Here is a 16,146-nt window from a genome sequence, read left to right as displayed (position 1 = left end):
TCCCGTTTCAGAGCACAACCCTTTTTTTGGATCTTTTATCTGAACGGTTATAAATGATCCAGATTGATGAGATCGCCAGCGATCCAGGCCAGAATTGGCTTGTCAGCTGCCTGAAATCGCATCAGGCTGCATTGAAAACAGAACAAAGGAGAACATGATGACTTCCGCCTTACGTCCATATAAAGACCTTTTCCCGCAAACCGGCCAGCGCGTTATGGTCGATCCAAGCAGTGTTGTGGTCGGTGATGTCATAATGGAGGACGACGTGAGCATCTGGCCGCTGGTTGCGATCAGGGGTGATGTGAATCAGGTGCGCATTGGTGCCCGTACTAATGTACAGGACGGCAGTGTTCTGCACGTTACGCATAAATCAGCGTCTAACCCGCAAGGCTTCCCTCTTATTATTGGCGAGGATGTCACGGTCGGGCATAAAGCGATGTTGCACGGCTGTACCATTGGCGATCGCGTGCTGGTCGGAATGGGATCGATTCTGCTTGATGGCGTAATAGTAGAAGAAGAGGTGATGATTGGTGCCGGAAGTCTGGTGCCGCCAGGTAAAAGACTGGAGAGCGGCTATCTCTATCTGGGTAGTCCGGTCAGGCAGATCAGGCCGCTGAATGACAATGAGAAGGAAGGTTTACGCTATTCCGCTAATAATTATGTCGCCTGGAAAGATGATTACCTGGCGGGAGATAACCAGATCCAGCCCTGAGCATCAATATTATCCTGACGGATAGCCGCTTCAGCCTCATCTTCCAGATCCCAGCGATGGTGCTGAAACAGCGCCATCGCCTCCCCTTCACCAAAACGTGAAGCCAGCGACTTCCCGCTGATTGCACAGGTCAGCCGCATGCCGTTGACCAGCACCGGGAAACAGACCGCGTTCAGTTCAGCATTATAGGTTTCATCATCAGGAAACTGTATCGCCTGATTCATGGCTGCATGGACTGTTTAAGCTGAGTAATCACCGGCGCGATTTCCGGCATCACACCGTGCCACAGATAGAAGGCATGAGCAGCCTGCCCCACCAGCATGCCCAAACCATCTGCCAGATGAGCCGTGCCCTGCGCCTGACACCAGCGCAGGAAAGGCGTCAGCCCGCTTTGATAAAACATGTCATAACAGCGCACATCAGCATGAATGACTGCTGCAGGTAAAGGAGGGGTTTCGCCATTCACGCCGCTTGAGGTCGCATTAATGATCAGATCAAAGTGCTGATCTGTCAGCTGCTCAAAACCACATGCGCGGGTAGTGCCGCTCGCTGCAAACAGGCCAGCCAGCTCTTCCGCCCGCGCGGCGGTACGGTTAACAACAGTGAGTGTCACGCCTGCTGAGAGAAGCGGCAGAATGACCCCACGTGCAGCACCACCCGCCCCCACCAGCAATACCTTGTCACCAGCGTTGATCATCTTCAGCCGTTCAAGATCGCTTAACAGCCCGATACCATCCGTGTTGTCACCCAGGATCTGCCCATCGCTGAGTTTTTTCACCGTGTTTACCGCGCCGGACAGGGCTGCACGTTCGCTGAGCTGATCGGCAAATTCCCATGCCTGCTGTTTAAAAGGTAACGTCACGTTGGCACCACGACCTCCCTGTTCGAAAAAGGCAGAGAGCGCCTGAGGAAAACCATCTATCGGGGCACAAATCCGACCATAGCGATGTTCAATGCCCGTCTGTTCAGCGAAAGCCTGATGGATCAGCGGAGATTTACTGTGGTTGATCGGATTACCGAAAACGGCGAATTGATCCATGAATTAGCCCTGACGTATAAGTTCGCCGCTGATGACATCGCGGATTTCAGAGGGATTGAGCCGCCCACCTGTTTTTCCCGACAGAACCGGGAACTGCTCACCAAACTGCTGCTTCACTTCTTCAGCCGTTCGGCAGGGAGGCAGGCCTGACAGATTTGCACTGGTTGAGACCAGCGGTTTACCAAATGCGCGGCAAAGGGCCTGCACATCAGGATGGTCACTGACGCGAATGGCCAGTGAATCAAACTGTCCGGTAAGCCAGCGAGGCGTTTGTGGCGGAACGGGTACGACAAAGGTCACCGGGCCGGGCCAGCATGCAAACATCCGCTCACGCTGGATCACAGACAGTTCCCGAGCGGAGATGTAAGGTTCCAGCTGGGTGTAATCAGCCGCAATCAGGATAAGCCCCTTTTCTACCGGACGCTGTTTCAGCGCCAGTAAAGCCATGACGGCAGATTCACTGTCAGGGTCACAGCCCAGACCAAATACGGCTTCAGTAGGATAGGCGATGACCGCCTGTCGATTCAGCTGCTCTAGGCAGGTTTCAAGTGAATCGGCGAGGTGTTGATTTTCCATGGTCTATGAATTCTCTTCAGCAATGGCTTTGCCACAACTTTTACTGGCGCAAAAGCGTTTGATCCCTTGGGCCGTCTTTTTTTCAACTAATAGCGGATACTGGCAATAAGGACAGATTCCGGCAACGGGTGTCAGATTCACAACAAACTGGCAGGCTGGATAGCGATCGCAGGAGTGAAACGTTTTGCCGTAACGGGAGCGCCGCTGAACTAACCGGCCTTCATGGCACTGTGGACAGGCCAGCGAGGTTTCATCTGGTTTGTCGATGGTTTCGGTGTATCCGCATTCCGGATAGAGGCTACAGCCAATGAACATGCCAAATCGCCCCTGCCGCAACACTTTATCCGCACCGCATTCGGGACAGGCGTGGCCTTCCAGCACTTTGACCACATGACCATCGGCCTGACCCTTTAAGGGTCGAATGTAGTCGCATGCCGGGTAGTTCGCGCAGCCCAGAAAAGGACCGTGTTTACCGGAGCGGATAACCAGTTCTGCCCCGCAAGCGGGGCAGGGATCCTGTTTACGCACGGTGAAGAGTGCAGCTTTACTCATAGCGATCAATGCATGAAAGGAAATTTAATGCAGCATACCTTCATTGGCGTCGAATAGCAGTTCTTCCATCTGCTGATAGGCATTTTCACATCCGGGAATGTTGAACAACACCATCAGTACCACCCATTTGAGATCCTCCAGGTCAAACTCAGAGGTATCCAGCGCCATAATGCGTTCGATGACCATTTCACGCGTTTCCAGGTTCAGCACCTGAATCTGCTCCAGGAACAGCAGGAAACCACGGCTGTCAGCATCTAAACGTTTGCTCTCTTCATCGGTATAAATACGCATGGAGAGCGGATCATTTGTCAGTAAAATTGGCGCAACCAGTCCTTCCTGATAGTCAGCCAATCTTTCTAACCAGTTCAGCGCACTGTAAATATCTTCACGATGGAACCCGGCATCCGTCAGGTCGTCTGTCAATCTGTCCTGATCAACACCCATTTCTGCTTCGTTGTGGATATATGTCTCAAACAAATACATCAGTACGTCGAACATGGCATGCCCTCCTCAATCGGACATAGCCGCCGGGTACAGCTGCGATCCATCCTGCTAACTCCAGTTCCAGCAACTGAGCTGAGATAACTGGCACAGATTGGCCGGCACGTTCAGCGACAACGTCAACAGGTGTAACATCATCACCTACGTTAGCCAACACATCAGCAAATGGCAATGGAGCATCGTCACTCACCTCAGAATAAATTTCACCGGCCGGTGTCATCGGCAGCCAGTTAAGTGCACTTGCCAGATCTTCCACGATGTTATGGGGATGGGCCACCAGCAGCGCCCCCTGCTGAATCAGCCAGTTTACGCCTTCGCTTAACGGGTTACCGAGCGCGCCAGGTAAGGCATAGACATTACGATTTTGCTCCAGCCCATACCGCGCCGTTACCAGGGAACCACTCTTCAGCGAGGCTTCTACCACCAGCACCCCATGGCTCAGGCCGCTGATAATACGATTACGGCGCGGAAAATTAAGCGGATGCGGCAGGGTCGTCAGCGGAAACTCAGAAACCACCGCCCCACCCTGTTCAACGATCTCTGCGGCAAGATGGGCATGATTGCTGGGATAGAGCTGCTGCAATCCACTACCTAACACGGCCACCGTTTTACCGCCCACGTTGAGTGCTGCCTGATGCGCAACACCATCAATACCCCTTGCCAGTCCGCTGGTAATGGTCAGACCGCTGAGGCTTAAGTGCTGAGTAAACCAGTCGCACCAGTAGCGGCCATAGTGTGAACAGTTTCGGCTGCCCACCACCGCTAACTGTGGTGTGCTGATAAGCGCAGGATCGCCATCAATATAGAGCAGCGGCGGAAAGCGGTTGGTTTCTTTAAGACGGGCAGGATAGGCCGCGTCCAGAGCAGTCACCAGATGATGAGCCGGGCTCTGAGCCAGCCAGGAATAGACTTCTGTAAGATTTTTTTCATTATAATCATCATATTGCTGGCACTGGCTCTCATCTAAGCCAAGCCGGATAAGCTGCTCCCTGTCTGCCTGTCCGGCACCTATTTGCTGCGCCACATCAACCCAGCGTTTTCCTGTCATTCCAGTGACGGCGGCCAGCCGTACAGACTGCGCTATTTTGTCCATCTTCAGCTCCCTGATCGCCCTTGCTTCCTGCCGCAGAATGCTGTCAATCAGGCCTCGAAAAGTCTACAATATAAGGTAGTAATCTTTTCTTAACCGAATACAGATCTGGATATTTATGTCAGTTTTGCAGGTATTACATTTCCCTGACGAGCGTCTTCGCAAAGTTGCTGCGCCCGTTAAAGAAGTTAACGCAGACATTCAGCGTATCGTTGATGATATGTTCGAGACGATGTATGCCGAAGAAGGTATCGGTCTTGCGGCTACGCAGGTCGATATTCATCAGCGCATTATCGTGATTGACGTCTCTGAAAGTCGTGAAGAGCGTTTAGTGCTGATTAACCCTGAGCTGCTGGAAAAAAGCGGTGAAACCGGCATTGAAGAGGGCTGCCTCTCTATTCCGGAACAGCGCGCATTTGTTCCGCGTGCCGAGCGGGTAAAGGTCCGTGCACTGGATCGCGAGGGTAAAAGTTTCGAACTGGAAGCCAGCGAGTTACTGGCCATCTGTATCCAGCATGAGATCGATCATCTGGAAGGCAAACTGTTTATCGATTATCTGTCGCCTTTAAAGCGGCAACGGATCAAAAATAAATTAGAGAAACTGGCGCGTCAGAACGCGCAGGCTTCCTGAGATCTTAATAAGGGATAAACGTGTCTGCCCCGCTAAAAATCATCTTTGCTGGCACACCTGACTTTGCAGCGCGTCATCTTGACGCGCTGCTTGCTTCTGAACATCAGGTTATCGGCGTATTCACCCAACCCGACCGTCCTGCTGGTCGCGGTAACAAATTAACGCCAGGCCCGGTCAAAACGCTGGCGATGGCACATGACATTCCGGTTTATCAGCCTAAGTCACTGCGACCTGAAGAAAATCAGCAACTGGTTGCTGACCTCAAGGCCGATGTGATGGTGGTTGTGGCCTACGGATTAATTCTGCCCAAGGCCGTGCTTGATATGCCACGTCTGGGATGCATCAATGTCCATGGCTCACTGCTGCCACGCTGGCGTGGAGCTGCGCCTATTCAACGTGCGCTCTGGGCTGGCGACAGCGAAACCGGCGTGACCATCATGCAGATGGACGTGGGACTGGATACCGGCGATATGCTGCATAAGCTGGCCTGTCCGATTACTGCCCAGGATACCAGTGCCACGCTGTATGACAAGCTGGCACAGCTTGGCCCACAGGGGCTGCTGGATACGCTGACATTACTGACCACTCAGCAGGCTTCACCTGAAAAACAGGATGAAACGCTGGCCAACTATGCTGAGAAACTCAGTAAAGAGGAGGCACGTCTTGACTGGACACTCTCTGCAGAACAGCTTGAGCGTTGTATTCGCGCTTTTAACCCGTGGCCGATGAGCTTTTTCACCATTGAAGATCAGCCGGTTAAAGTCTGGCAGGCAAGCGTTCTGCCCCACAGCGATCGTGCGCCTGGTGAAATTATCCATGCTGACAAGCATGGCATCCAGGTGGCGACGGCTCAGGGTGTACTGAACCTGCTCCAGTTGCAGCCCGCCGGTAAAAAACCGATGTCGGCTCAGGATCTTCTCAACTCGCGCCGGGAATGGTTTGAACCTGGAACCCTTCTGGACTGACTCTCAGGCCCGGTCCCTCACCGGGCCTTTTGTTTGATGACAAAACCCTATGACTAAATCTATCAACCTGCGTAGCCTCTCAGCTCAACTTATTGAGCGTGTGGTCGACAAGGGCGAATCCCTGAATACGGCACTGCCAGCCGCCCAGAAAAAGCTCTCTGACAAAGATAGCGCGTTAGTGCAGGAGATCTGTTTTGGCGTATTGCGCACATTACCGCAGCTGGAAGCGCTCATTGGCAAACTGATGGAGCGTCCACTTACCGGCAAACAGCGGGTTCTGCACTATCTGATCATGGTCGGGCTTTATCAGCTGGAATATACCCGAGTGCCCGCCCATGCCGCACTGGCAGAAACCGTCGCGGGCGCCGAAGTACTGAAGCGCACCAGTATGAAAGGCTTATTAAATGGCGTATTACGCCAGTTTCAGCGGCAGCGGGAAGAGCTGCTCGCCACTGTTCAGGATGGCCCGCAGCGCTATCTGCATCCGGGATGGCTGCTAAAGCGTTTGCAGCATGCCTGGCCGGAACAATGGCAACAGATTGTCGAAGCAAATAATCTGCGTCCGCCGATGTGGCTGCGGGTTAATCGCCAGCACCACGATCGTGACACGTGGCTGGCAATGCTGGCCGAAAGCGGCAGGAATGCACAGCCTGCTGTCGATGTGCCGGATGCGCTGCGGCTTGACGCCCCTGCCCCGGTCAGCCAGCTACCAGGCTTTGATCAGGGTTGGGTTACCGTGCAGGATTTATCTGCTCAGCGCTGTGCCTTGCTGCTTGAGCCCCAAAACGGCGAACAGATTCTGGATTTATGCGCTGCGCCCGGCGGTAAAACGACCCATATCCTTGAAATCGCGCCTCAGGCCGAAGTTATGGCCGTCGACGTGGATGCGCAGCGTCTTAAACGCGTAAATGAGAATCTGCAACGACTGGGTATGAAAGCAGACGTGAAACAGGGTGATGGACGAACGCCGCAACAGTGGTGCGGCGATCGTCAGTTTGACCGTATTCTGCTGGATGCACCCTGCTCTGCTACCGGTGTGATCCGACGCCATCCCGATATTAAGTGGCTGCGTCGCGATCGGGATATCGCCGAGCTGGCAAAACTTCAGGGTGAAATTCTTGATGCTATCTGGCCGCACCTGAAACCTGGCGGTACACTGATTTATGCCACCTGTTCCATCCTGCCTGAAGAGAATCATCAGCAGATAGATGCTTTCCTGCAGCGCCAGCATGATGCGCAGGCTGAGCCCCTCGGAGATGCGCCCGCGAACGGCTTACAGGTATTCCCGGAAGCCGAGGGCGGAGATGGTTTCTTCTACGCTAAGCTGATAAAAAAATCGGGTACAAACTGAAATGAGTATTGATAAGCGATGAAAATAATCATTCTGGGCGCAGGACAGGTTGGCGGAACCCTGGCAGAAAATCTGGTGGGTGAAAACAACGATATCACGGTGGTTGATACCGACTCTTCACGCCTGCGTCACCTGCAGGATAAGTTCGATCTTCGCGTCGTGCAGGGTCATGGTTCTCATCCACGCATTTTACGTGAGGCGGGTGCAGAAGATGCCGACATGCTGGTTGCCGTAACCAACTCCGATGAAACCAACATGATTGCCTGTCAGATTGCTTATTCGCTTTTCAATACGCCGAATCGCATCGCCCGTATTCGCGCAGCCGACTATCTGCGTGATGCGGACAAGTTATTTATTCCTGAAGCGGTGCCTATCGATCACCTGATCTCGCCTGAACAGCTGGTGATCGACAATATCTATCGTTTAATCCAGTACCCTGGCGCATTGCAGGTCGTCAACTTTGCTGAAGGCAAAGTCAGCCTCGCCGTGGTGAAAGCTTATTATGGCGGGCCACTGGTAGGAAATCCGCTGTCGATCATGCGTGAGCATATGCCACACATTGATACCCGCGTAGCCGCTATATTTCGTCAGGATCGCCCCATTCGCCCGCAGGGTTCAACCATCGTAGAAGCGGGTGATGAAGTCTTTTTCATTGCAGCCAGTCAGAACATTCGTGCGGTAATGAGTGAAATGCAGCGGCTGGAGAAACCTTATAAACGGATTATGCTGGTAGGTGGCGGTAATATCGGTTTCGGTCTGGCACAAAAACTTGAGAAAAATTACAGCGTGAAGCTGATTGAACGTAACCCCCAGCGCGCAGCAGAACTGGCAGAGCATCTTCACGACACAGTCGTCTTTTATGGCGATGCGTCAGATCAGGAACTTCTCGCTGAAGAACATGTTGATCAGGTTGATCTCTTTATCGCCGTCACCAATGATGATGAAGCCAATATTATGTCAGCCATGCTGGCAAAAAAGATGGGGACGAAGAAGGTTATGGTGCTGATTCAGCGCCGCGCCTACGTCGATCTGGTACAAGGCAGCGTTATCGATATCGCTATTTCACCTCAGCAGGCCACGATTTCTGCCCTGCTTGGTCATGTGCGCAAAGCGGATATCGTGGGCGTTTCATCGCTACGACGCGGTATTGCAGAAGCGATCGAAGCGATAGCGCACGGAGACGAATCAACTTCACGCGTGGTCGGCCGCTCCATTGATGATATCAAACTACCGCCAGGCACCATTATTGGCGCAGTGGTTCGTGGAGACGATGTGATGATTGCCAATGATAACCTGCGAATTGAACAAGGTGATCATGTCATCATGTTCCTGACCGACAAGAAGTTTGTATCAGATGTGGAACGTCTCTTCCAGCCGAGTCCATTTTTCCTGTAAATGCCGCGTTTACAGGCGAACAGAACACAAGGAACGCAAAACTGCCGCTTAATTCGCTGTGTTGATGGCAAAACCAGTAGGGTTTGTTAGACTTTATGGCATTGGCTTGGGCAAGGAGATAAGTATGAGTTTAATCAAAGAGTTTCGCGATTTCGCAATGCGCGGCAATGTGATGGATTTAGCCGTCGGTGTCATCATCGGTGCTGCATTCGGTAAAATTGTTTCATCGTTAGTCGCCAACATCATTATGCCGCCTTTAGGCTTACTGATTGGTGGTGTCGATTTTAAATCATTCGCCTGGGTACTTAAGCCTGCAGTTGGTGATGCTCCAGCCGTTGTAATGCAGTACGGTATCTTCCTTCAGACCATCTTCGATTTTGTCATCATCGCTTTCGCAATCTTTATGGCGATCAAGTTAATGAATCGTCTGTACAAGAAAAAGGAAGTAGAGAAGCCAGTTGCTAAACCGTCAAACGAAGAAGTTCTGCTGACTGAAATCCGCGATCTGCTGAAACAGCAGAATACCCGGGTCTAGTAAATAAGCCGCCGCACAGGCGGTTTTTTTAACCGTAAAAGCAGAAGGGCAGTGATAAGACGCTTTCTTATCACTGCCCTCCCATCCAGTCCCCTTGCCATGTTTCTCTTTCCGCTTGAAACTACCTTTACCCTTTTGCTTCTGCTCTATGCGTTGCCGAAATAGTGGGTCGTGTAACAGAGCCTGAATCGCGTTATCGCGGATTTGCCCTTTGGTGTGCTGATATTTACTCATGACGCCTCCTGTTGAGATGGTCTGATACTCTATTCCTTTGCAGCAAAATAACAATATGCTTATTTGCTCGAAGCCTCTCCCCGCTCCAGCGCCTCAAGAATTGAGCACGAAATGCTACTGTGACTGTCACCACAACAGGCATCGGAAAGGTGTCGCAGGGAACGCTGCATCGTTTCTAACTCTGCGATCATCTGAGCAACTTCACTCAGCCGTTTTTCAACGATCGCTTTTGATTCCTGACAGGTGTGATGCGCAGGATCAACCCGGATCGAAAGTAGCTCTCTGATCGCTTCCAGACTGAAACCCAGTTTACGGCCATAGCGAATAAATTTCAGACGCTGAAGATCGCCCTCGCTGTAAAGGCGAAAACCACCTTCCGTCCGACCATCATGATCCATCATCTGCTGCTTTTCATAAAAACGGATAGTGTCTGGCGTCACCTCCGCAAGCTTAGCTAACTGACCGATGCGAAACATTTACTCCTCCTCGCGGAAACGATGCTGAATAGCAGTGGAATAACTACCATGAAGAAAATCGGTACTGATACCAGCCTGGCGTAATCTTAGCTCCAGCACCTGAAGCCGATGGCAATGATCCTGATAGTGTTGATCCGCAGGATCGAGGTTGCGAATAAGATCGTTAACTTCCATGGCTTCCCGTCTGAGCTCAAGCTCTGGCGGCAGAAAGCCCGCATTCTTCAGTAACCGGTAGCCCGCTCTTAACTCAGGCGGAACATGACTGTCATCATCCAGCTGCAGCGGCTTACCGGAGCCGGGAAGATTACTTAGCTCGCCTTTTTCCAGCGCCGCTTTGATATGCTGTTCAGCAAGTTCATCAACCAGCCACATAGTTGGCTCCTTTGAACATGAAAAGAGTAAGTTCTAAGGTAGTAAATTTCAGGCAATAAAAAACCCGCCGAAGCGGGTTTTTTACGTTGCTACAGATTACTCTGCGGCTGCTTCTGCTTGAGCTTCTGGACGATCAACCAGCTCGATGTAAGCCATCGGAGCGTTGTCACCAGCACGGAAGCCACACTTCAGAATACGAGTGTAACCACCGGCACGGCTCGCGAAACGCGGGCCCAGCTCATTAAACAGTTTTGCCACGATCTCGTTATCACGAGTACGGGCGAATGCCAGACGACGATTAGCTACGCTGTCGGTCTTGGCAAGAGTAATCAGCGGCTCAACTACGCGACGCAGTTCTTTGGCTTTCGGCAGAGTCGTTTTGATGATCTCATGACGAACCAGAGAACCGGCCATGTTGCGGAACATAGCCTGACGATGGCTGCTGTTGCGGTTCAGTTGACGACCACTCTTACGATGGCGCATGACCTTATCCTTCTCAGTGAAACCTTAACCTGTGATCTGATTATTCATCAGCAATGCTTGCTGGCGGCCAGTTCTCGAGGCGCATGCCCAGAGAAAGACCACGCGAAGCCAGCACATCTTTAATCTCGGTAAGAGATTTTTTACCAAGGTTAGGCGTTTTAAGCAGCTCAACCTCGGTACGCTGTACCAGATCACCGATGTAGTGGATAGCTTCTGCCTTAAGGCAGTTAGCAGAGCGGACAGTCAATTCCAGATCGTCAACAGGGCGCAGCAGGATCGGATCGAATTCTGGTTTCTCTTCTTTAACTTCCGGCTGACGTACATCACGTAAGTCAACGAAAGCTTCAAGTTGTTCTGCCAGAATGGTTGCCGCACGACGAATCGCCTCTTCAGGATCGATTGTGCCGTTGGTTTCCATTTCGATGACCAGCTTGTCCAGGTCGGTGCGCTGCTCTACACGCGCTGCTTCAACATTGTAGGCGATACGGTCTACAGGGCTGTAGCAAGCGTCAACTAACAGGCGGCCGATTGGGCGCTCATCTTCTTCCGAATGAATTCGGGCAGAAGCCGGCACATAGCCACGACCACGCTGAACTTTGATACGCATGCTGATAGCAGCGTTCTCATCGGTCAGATGGCAAATGACATGCTGAGGCTTGACGATTTCGACATCACCATCATGGGTAATGTCGGCTGCAGTCACAGGGCCAATGCCAGATTTATTCAAGGTCAGAATAACTTCATCTTTCCCCTGAACTCTTACCGCCAGCCCTTTCAGGTTGAGCAGGATTTCCAGGATATCTTCCTGTACTCCCTCTTTGGTGCTGTACTCATGAAGTACACCATCAATTTCAACCTCGGTCACCGCGCAACCCGGCATGGATGAAAGCAGAATACGGCGCAGTGCGTTACCAAGAGTATGGCCAAAGCCACGCTCTAAAGGCTCAAGGGTCACCTTGGCGTGCGTCGAACTCACTTGCTCGATATCTACCAGGCGCGGTTTTAGAAACTCTGTCACAGAACCCTGCATTGTGTCCTCTCTTTGGTACTAAGCCTTACTTGGAGTAAAGCTCGACGATCAGGTGTTCGTTAATGTCCGCAGACAGATCAGTACGTTCAGGAATACGCTTGAACACACCTTCCATCTTAGTCGCATCAACTTCCAGCCAGGTTGGCTTTTCACGCTGCTCAGCCAGCTCCAGAGCGGCCTTCACGCGAGATTGCTTTTTGGCTTTCTCACGGATGCTAACGACATCATTCGGAGATACCTGATAAGAAGCGATGTTAACAACGCGGCCATTTACCAGAACAGACTTATGGCTAACCAGCTGACGTGCTTCTGCACGAGTGGCACCAAAGCCCATACGATAAACTACGTTGTCCAGACGACCTTCCAGCAGAGCCAACAGGTTTTCACCGGTGTTGCCTTTCAGACGAGCTGCTTCTTTATAATAGTTACGGAACTGACGCTCCAGCACGCCGTAGATACGACGAACTTTTTGCTTTTCACGTAACTGACCGCCGTAATCAGACAGACGCGGTTTACGCGCACCATGCTGACCAGGGGCTTGTTCAATCTTACACTTGGAATCAATCGCGCGAACGCCAGACTTAAGGAATAAGTCAGTGCCCTCACGACGGCTCAGCTTGAGCTTAGGACCCAAATATCTTGCCATTTTCTTTCTCCAACTATCCTAAAAAAACGGGCGTTATACGCGACGTTTTTTCGGCGGACGACAACCGTTATGAGGGATCGGAGTCACATCAGTAATATTAGTGATGCGGAAACCAGCGGCGTTTAAAGCACGAATCGTAGATTCGCGACCTGGACCCGGACCCTTTACCATAACTTCCAGGTTCTTAATTCCGTAATCTTTTACCGCTTCTGCACAGCGCTCTGCAGCGACCTGAGCAGCAAACGGAGTGGATTTACGTGAACCGCGGAAACCGGAACCACCGGCGGTTGCCCAACCCAGTGCGTTACCCTGACGATCAGTAATGGTAACGATGGTGTTGTTAAAAGAAGCATGGACATGAGCCACGCCATCTGAGACTTGTTTTCTTACACGCTTACGTGCACGAACTGGTGCCTTTGCCATTATTTACTCACCCCGATTATTTCTTGATCGGTTTACGCGGACCCTTACGGGTACGTGCGTTGGTCTTAGTACGCTGACCGCGAACCGGAAGACCACGACGATGGCGCAAACCACGGTAGCAACCAAGGTCCATAAGACGCTTGATGCTCAGGGTGATTTCACGGCGCAGATCACCTTCTACAACGAATTTCGCAACTGCATCACGCAGCTGATCAATTTGTTCTTCAGACAGCTCACTGATCTTAACATTTTCAGCAATACCCGTTGAAGCGCAGATGGCTTTAGAACGAGTTTTACCGATACCGAAGATCGAAGTTAATGCGATAACGGTATGTTTTTGATCAGGAATGTTAATGCCTGCTATACGGGCCACTATGCACTCCTATAATTAAACAAGCACGTCCCATGCTGAAAAGCCCGTTTTCAGGATACTCAAATGGAAACGCACTGACATACAAAAGATTGGCTGGCTAATCTAGCCAGCTCAACCCGACTTTGCAAGAAAAATATGTGACAAAATCAGCCTTGGCGCTGTTTATGCTTTGGCTCGGCGCTGCAGATCACACGGACGACACCGTCGCGACGAATGATTTTGCAGTTACGACATAATCTCTTGACGGAAGCACGAACTTTCATTTTTACTCTCCGTAACTTCTCAACCAACTGAATTAACGGCCGTAGCCTTTCAGGTTAGCTTTCTTCAGTGCCGACTCGTACTGACTTGACATCATCAGAGTTTGCACTTGAGCCATAAAGTCCATGATGACGACAACTACGATAAGCAGTGAAGTACCGCCAAAGTAGAAGGGAACCTTCATCGCATCACGCATGAACTCCGGGATAAGGCAGATAAACGTAATGTAGAGAGCGCCGATTAAGGTCAATCGCGTCATTACTTTATCAATATACTTCGCCGTTTGCTCTCCCGGACGAATTCCCGGTACGAATGCACCAGACTTCTTCAGGTTATCTGCTGTTTCACGTGGGTTGAAAACCAACGCCGTATAGAAGAAACAGAAGAAGATGATTGCAGTCGCATAGAGTAGCACATAAAGCGGCTGTCCTGGCTGCAAATACAGCGAAATTGTTGTCAGCCAGTTCCAACCGGTACCGCCCCCAAACCACGATGCAATCGTTGCCGGGAACAGAATAATGCTGGAAGCAAAAATGGCTGGAATGACGCCTGCCATGTTCACTTTCAACGGTAAATGTGTGCTCTGTGCAGCGTAAACGCGACGACCCTGCTGACGTTTTGCGTAGTTCACCACAATGCGGCGTTGACCACGTTCAACAAAGATAACAAAGAAGGTCACTGCGAATACGAGTACTGCAACCAACAGCAACAGAAGGAAGTGCAGGTCGCCTTGCCGCGCTTGCTCGATGGTATGGCCAATGGCCGGCGGGAGACCCGCAACGATACCTGCGAAGATAATGATCGAAATACCGTTACCGATACCACGTTCAGTAATCTGTTCGCCCAGCCACATCAGGAACATCGTTCCTGAGACCAGACTCACAACAGCGGTAAAGTAGAAAGCAAAGCCTGGATTCATTACCAGGCCTTGCATCCCTGGCATATTCGGCAGACCGGTAGCAATACCGATCGACTGAAATATGGCCAATACCAACGTACCGTATCGGGTGTACTGGCTAATCTTACGACGGCCAGCCTCCCCTTCTTTCTTAATTTCCGCTAACGCTGGATGAACCACCGTTAATAACTGGATGATAATCGATGCCGAAATATACGGCATGATGCCCAGTGCGAAAATAGAAGCACGGCTCAGAGCACCACCAGAGAACATGTTAAACATTTCAATGATGGTGCCACGCTGTTGCTCAAGCAGTTTGGCAAGTACAGTGGCATCAATACCAGGGATTGGAATAAAAGAGCCAATACGGAAGACAATGAGTGCGCCGATTACAAACAGCAGTCTGCGTTTCAGCTCACCAAAGCCACCCTTGGCACTTTGAAAATCTAATCCCGGTTGTTTAGCCATCTGCTACTTATTCCTCGATTTTACCGCCAGCAGCTTCGATTGCAGCACGTGCACCTTTGGTGACACGCAGACCGCGAACCGTTACCGGTGTAGAAACTTCACCAGACAGAATTACTTTAACGAATTCAATCTGAACACCGACAATGTTGGCTGCTTTCAGCGCGTTCAGGTCGACGATACCGCCTTCAACTTTCGCCAGATCAGACAGACGAATCTCTGTGGTGATCATTGCTTTGCGAGAGGTGAAACCGAACTTCGGCAGACGACGGTACAGAGGCATCTGACCACCTTCGAAACCGCGACGTACGCCACCGCCAGAACGTGAGTTCTGACCTTTGTGACCACGACCACCGGTTTTTCCGAGGCCAGAACCGATACCACGACCCAGACGCTTGGTAGCGTGCTTAGACCCTTCGGCCGGAGACAGAGTATTTAAACGCATCTCTTACTCCTCCACTTTAACCATATAGGAAACCGCGTTAACCATACCGCGTACTGCAGGCGTGTCTTCACGCTCAACGGTGTGGCCAATACGACGCAGACCCAGGCCAACCAGAGTGGCTTTATGCTTAGGCAAGCGGCCGATTGAACTACGGGTTTGAGTGATTTTAATAGTCTTAGCCATCGTGATTACCCCAGAATTTCTTCAACGGATTTACCACGCTTAGCAGCGACCATTTCCGGAGATTTCATATTGCCCAGGCCGTCGATAGTTGCACGAACCACGTTAATCGGGTTAGTAGAACCATAGGCTTTTGCCAGTACGTTATGAACTCCAGCGACTTCCAGAACGGCGCGCATTGCACCACCGGCAATAATACCGGTACCTTCTGAAGCCGGCTGCATGAACACGCGGGAACCCGTGTGTGCACCTTTAACTGGGTGCTGCAGGGTGCCGTTGGTCAGCGCGACGTTAACCATGTTGCGACGGGCTTTCTCCATCGCTTTCTGGATCGCTGCTGGAACTTCACGCGCTTTACCGTAACCAAAACCTACGCGACCATTACCATCGCCTACCACAGTCAGTGCTGTGAAGGAGAAAATACGACCACCTTTAACAGTTTTAGAAACACGGTTTACCGCGATCAGTTTTTCCTGCAGTTCGCCAGCTTGTTTCTCGATGTGTGCCATCTTA

25 protein-coding genes are annotated in these 16,146 nt (G+C 51.4%); 6 read left to right on the top strand and 19 right to left on the bottom strand.

All coding sequences use genetic code 11. The features are described from left to right. Positions 1-157: 157 nt before the first annotated feature. Positions 158-712: a gamma carbonic anhydrase family protein gene (locus OK412_RS19850; RefSeq protein WP_010671596.1), complete on the top strand. Its 555-nt coding sequence runs from the start codon at positions 158-160 to the stop codon at positions 710-712. Here OK412_RS19850 and OK412_RS19845 read toward each other — a convergent pair. The 6 genes from OK412_RS19845 to dprA are packed head-to-tail and all read right to left on the bottom strand — an operon-like array spanning position 679 to position 4,473. Next, the gene (locus OK412_RS19845) at positions 679-936 is read right to left on the bottom strand and encodes a DUF1488 domain-containing protein (protein WP_033772956.1); all 258 of its coding nucleotides are present in this window, start codon (positions 934-936) and stop codon (positions 679-681) included. The two genes, OK412_RS19850 and OK412_RS19845, sit on opposite strands and share 34 nt — an antisense overlap. Beyond that, complete coding sequence (gene aroE / locus OK412_RS19840; RefSeq protein ID WP_264353469.1) at positions 933-1,751, bottom strand: shikimate dehydrogenase; 819 nt, start codon at positions 1,749-1,751, stop codon at positions 933-935. Before aroE ends, OK412_RS19845 begins: the two co-directional genes overlap by 4 nt. A gap of 3 nt (positions 1,752-1,754) precedes the next feature. Further along, entirely contained in the window at positions 1,755-2,327 is a 573-nt protein-coding gene (gene tsaC, locus OK412_RS19835; RefSeq protein WP_010252735.1) for an L-threonylcarbamoyladenylate synthase type 1 TsaC, read from the bottom strand. 3 nt (positions 2,328-2,330) lie between these two features. Further along, entirely contained in the window at positions 2,331-2,879 is a 549-nt protein-coding gene (locus tag OK412_RS19830; protein ID WP_010252738.1) for a topoisomerase DNA-binding C4 zinc finger domain-containing protein, read from the bottom strand. A gap of 24 nt (positions 2,880-2,903) precedes the next feature. Beyond that, positions 2,904-3,377: a DUF494 family protein Smg gene (smg, locus tag OK412_RS19825; RefSeq protein WP_010252741.1), complete on the bottom strand. Its 474-nt coding sequence runs from the start codon at positions 3,375-3,377 to the stop codon at positions 2,904-2,906. Then, entirely contained in the window at positions 3,349-4,473 is a 1,125-nt protein-coding gene (gene dprA / locus OK412_RS19820; protein WP_264353468.1) for a DNA-protecting protein DprA, read from the bottom strand. The genes smg and dprA overlap by 29 nt, the downstream gene beginning before the upstream one ends. A 115-nt stretch (positions 4,474-4,588) precedes the next feature. Here dprA and def point away from each other — a divergent pair, with 115 nt between their 5' ends. The 5 genes from def to mscL all read left to right on the top strand — a co-directional run bounded on the left by def (position 4,589) and on the right by mscL (position 9,347). Further along, positions 4,589-5,101: a peptide deformylase gene (gene def, locus OK412_RS19815; RefSeq protein WP_010252747.1), complete on the top strand. Its 513-nt coding sequence runs from the start codon at positions 4,589-4,591 to the stop codon at positions 5,099-5,101. A 20-nt stretch (positions 5,102-5,121) separates the two neighbouring features. After that, complete coding sequence (gene fmt, locus OK412_RS19810; RefSeq protein ID WP_158131344.1) at positions 5,122-6,066, top strand: methionyl-tRNA formyltransferase; 945 nt, start codon at positions 5,122-5,124, stop codon at positions 6,064-6,066. 49 nt (positions 6,067-6,115) lie between these two features. Next, complete coding sequence (rsmB, locus tag OK412_RS19805; protein ID WP_033768376.1) at positions 6,116-7,417, top strand: 16S rRNA (cytosine(967)-C(5))-methyltransferase RsmB; 1,302 nt, start codon at positions 6,116-6,118, stop codon at positions 7,415-7,417. A gap of 18 nt (positions 7,418-7,435) precedes the next feature. Continuing rightward, complete coding sequence (gene trkA, locus OK412_RS19800) at positions 7,436-8,812, top strand: Trk system potassium transporter TrkA (protein ID WP_264353467.1); 1,377 nt, start codon at positions 7,436-7,438, stop codon at positions 8,810-8,812. Between the two features lie 124 nt (positions 8,813-8,936). Continuing rightward, positions 8,937-9,347, top strand: a complete 411-nt coding sequence (mscL, locus tag OK412_RS19795) for a large-conductance mechanosensitive channel protein MscL (protein WP_022625142.1) — start codon at positions 8,937-8,939, stop codon at positions 9,345-9,347. Here the strand turns inward: mscL and OK412_RS19790 are convergent. The 13 genes from OK412_RS19790 to rpsE form a co-directional block, all read right to left on the bottom strand. Then, entirely contained in the window at positions 9,282-9,581 is a 300-nt protein-coding gene (locus OK412_RS19790; protein WP_263055263.1) for an alternative ribosome-rescue factor A, read from the bottom strand. The two genes, mscL and OK412_RS19790, sit on opposite strands and share 66 nt — an antisense overlap. 59 nt (positions 9,582-9,640) lie before the next feature. Then, positions 9,641-10,057 (bottom strand): Zn(2+)-responsive transcriptional regulator, encoded by a 417-nt coding sequence (zntR, locus tag OK412_RS19785; RefSeq protein WP_010252765.1) that lies wholly within the window; start codon positions 10,055-10,057, stop codon positions 9,641-9,643. After that, on the bottom strand, positions 10,058-10,429 hold the full coding sequence (locus OK412_RS19780) for a DUF1992 domain-containing protein (protein ID WP_264353466.1): 372 nt from the start codon (positions 10,427-10,429) through the stop codon (positions 10,058-10,060). Positions 10,430-10,525: 96 nt separating this feature from the next. Further along, positions 10,526-10,912, bottom strand: a complete 387-nt coding sequence (gene rplQ / locus OK412_RS19775; RefSeq protein ID WP_003850180.1) for a 50S ribosomal protein L17 — start codon at positions 10,910-10,912, stop codon at positions 10,526-10,528. 40 nt (positions 10,913-10,952) lie between these two features. Continuing rightward, positions 10,953-11,942: a DNA-directed RNA polymerase subunit alpha gene (locus tag OK412_RS19770; RefSeq protein WP_003850179.1), complete on the bottom strand. Its 990-nt coding sequence runs from the start codon at positions 11,940-11,942 to the stop codon at positions 10,953-10,955. 25 nt (positions 11,943-11,967) lie between these two features. After that, the gene (gene rpsD / locus OK412_RS19765) at positions 11,968-12,588 is read right to left on the bottom strand and encodes a 30S ribosomal protein S4 (RefSeq protein ID WP_008927131.1); all 621 of its coding nucleotides are present in this window, start codon (positions 12,586-12,588) and stop codon (positions 11,968-11,970) included. Positions 12,589-12,621: 33 nt separating this feature from the next. Next, the gene (gene rpsK, locus OK412_RS19760) at positions 12,622-13,011 is read right to left on the bottom strand and encodes a 30S ribosomal protein S11 (protein WP_004160563.1); all 390 of its coding nucleotides are present in this window, start codon (positions 13,009-13,011) and stop codon (positions 12,622-12,624) included. 16 nt (positions 13,012-13,027) lie between these two features. Beyond that, entirely contained in the window at positions 13,028-13,384 is a 357-nt protein-coding gene (gene rpsM, locus OK412_RS19755) for a 30S ribosomal protein S13 (protein WP_003850176.1), read from the bottom strand. A 146-nt stretch (positions 13,385-13,530) separates the two neighbouring features. After that, positions 13,531-13,647, bottom strand: a complete 117-nt coding sequence (gene rpmJ, locus OK412_RS19750; RefSeq protein WP_010252805.1) for a 50S ribosomal protein L36 — start codon at positions 13,645-13,647, stop codon at positions 13,531-13,533. 32 nt (positions 13,648-13,679) lie between these two features. Next, a complete protein-coding gene (gene secY, locus OK412_RS19745) occupies positions 13,680-15,011 on the bottom strand; it encodes a preprotein translocase subunit SecY (RefSeq protein ID WP_003850175.1) in 1,332 nt (443 codons plus the stop codon). Positions 15,012-15,018: 7 nt separating this feature from the next. Continuing rightward, complete coding sequence (gene rplO, locus OK412_RS19740) at positions 15,019-15,453, bottom strand: 50S ribosomal protein L15 (RefSeq protein ID WP_003850168.1); 435 nt, start codon at positions 15,451-15,453, stop codon at positions 15,019-15,021. Positions 15,454-15,456: 3 nt separating this feature from the next. Then, complete coding sequence (rpmD, locus tag OK412_RS19735) at positions 15,457-15,636, bottom strand: 50S ribosomal protein L30 (RefSeq protein WP_003850166.1); 180 nt, start codon at positions 15,634-15,636, stop codon at positions 15,457-15,459. A gap of 5 nt (positions 15,637-15,641) precedes the next feature. Continuing rightward, a complete protein-coding gene (gene rpsE, locus OK412_RS19730) occupies positions 15,642-16,142 on the bottom strand; it encodes a 30S ribosomal protein S5 (protein ID WP_003850164.1) in 501 nt (166 codons plus the stop codon). Positions 16,143-16,146: the final 4 nt, after the last annotated feature.

Origin of the sequence: Pantoea sp. JV6 (genome assembly GCF_025910055.1) — a bacterium.
Classification (GTDB): Bacteria; Pseudomonadota; Gammaproteobacteria; order Enterobacterales; family Enterobacteriaceae; genus Pantoea; species Pantoea agglomerans.
This window is presented reverse-complemented; position numbering and strand designations above follow the sequence as displayed.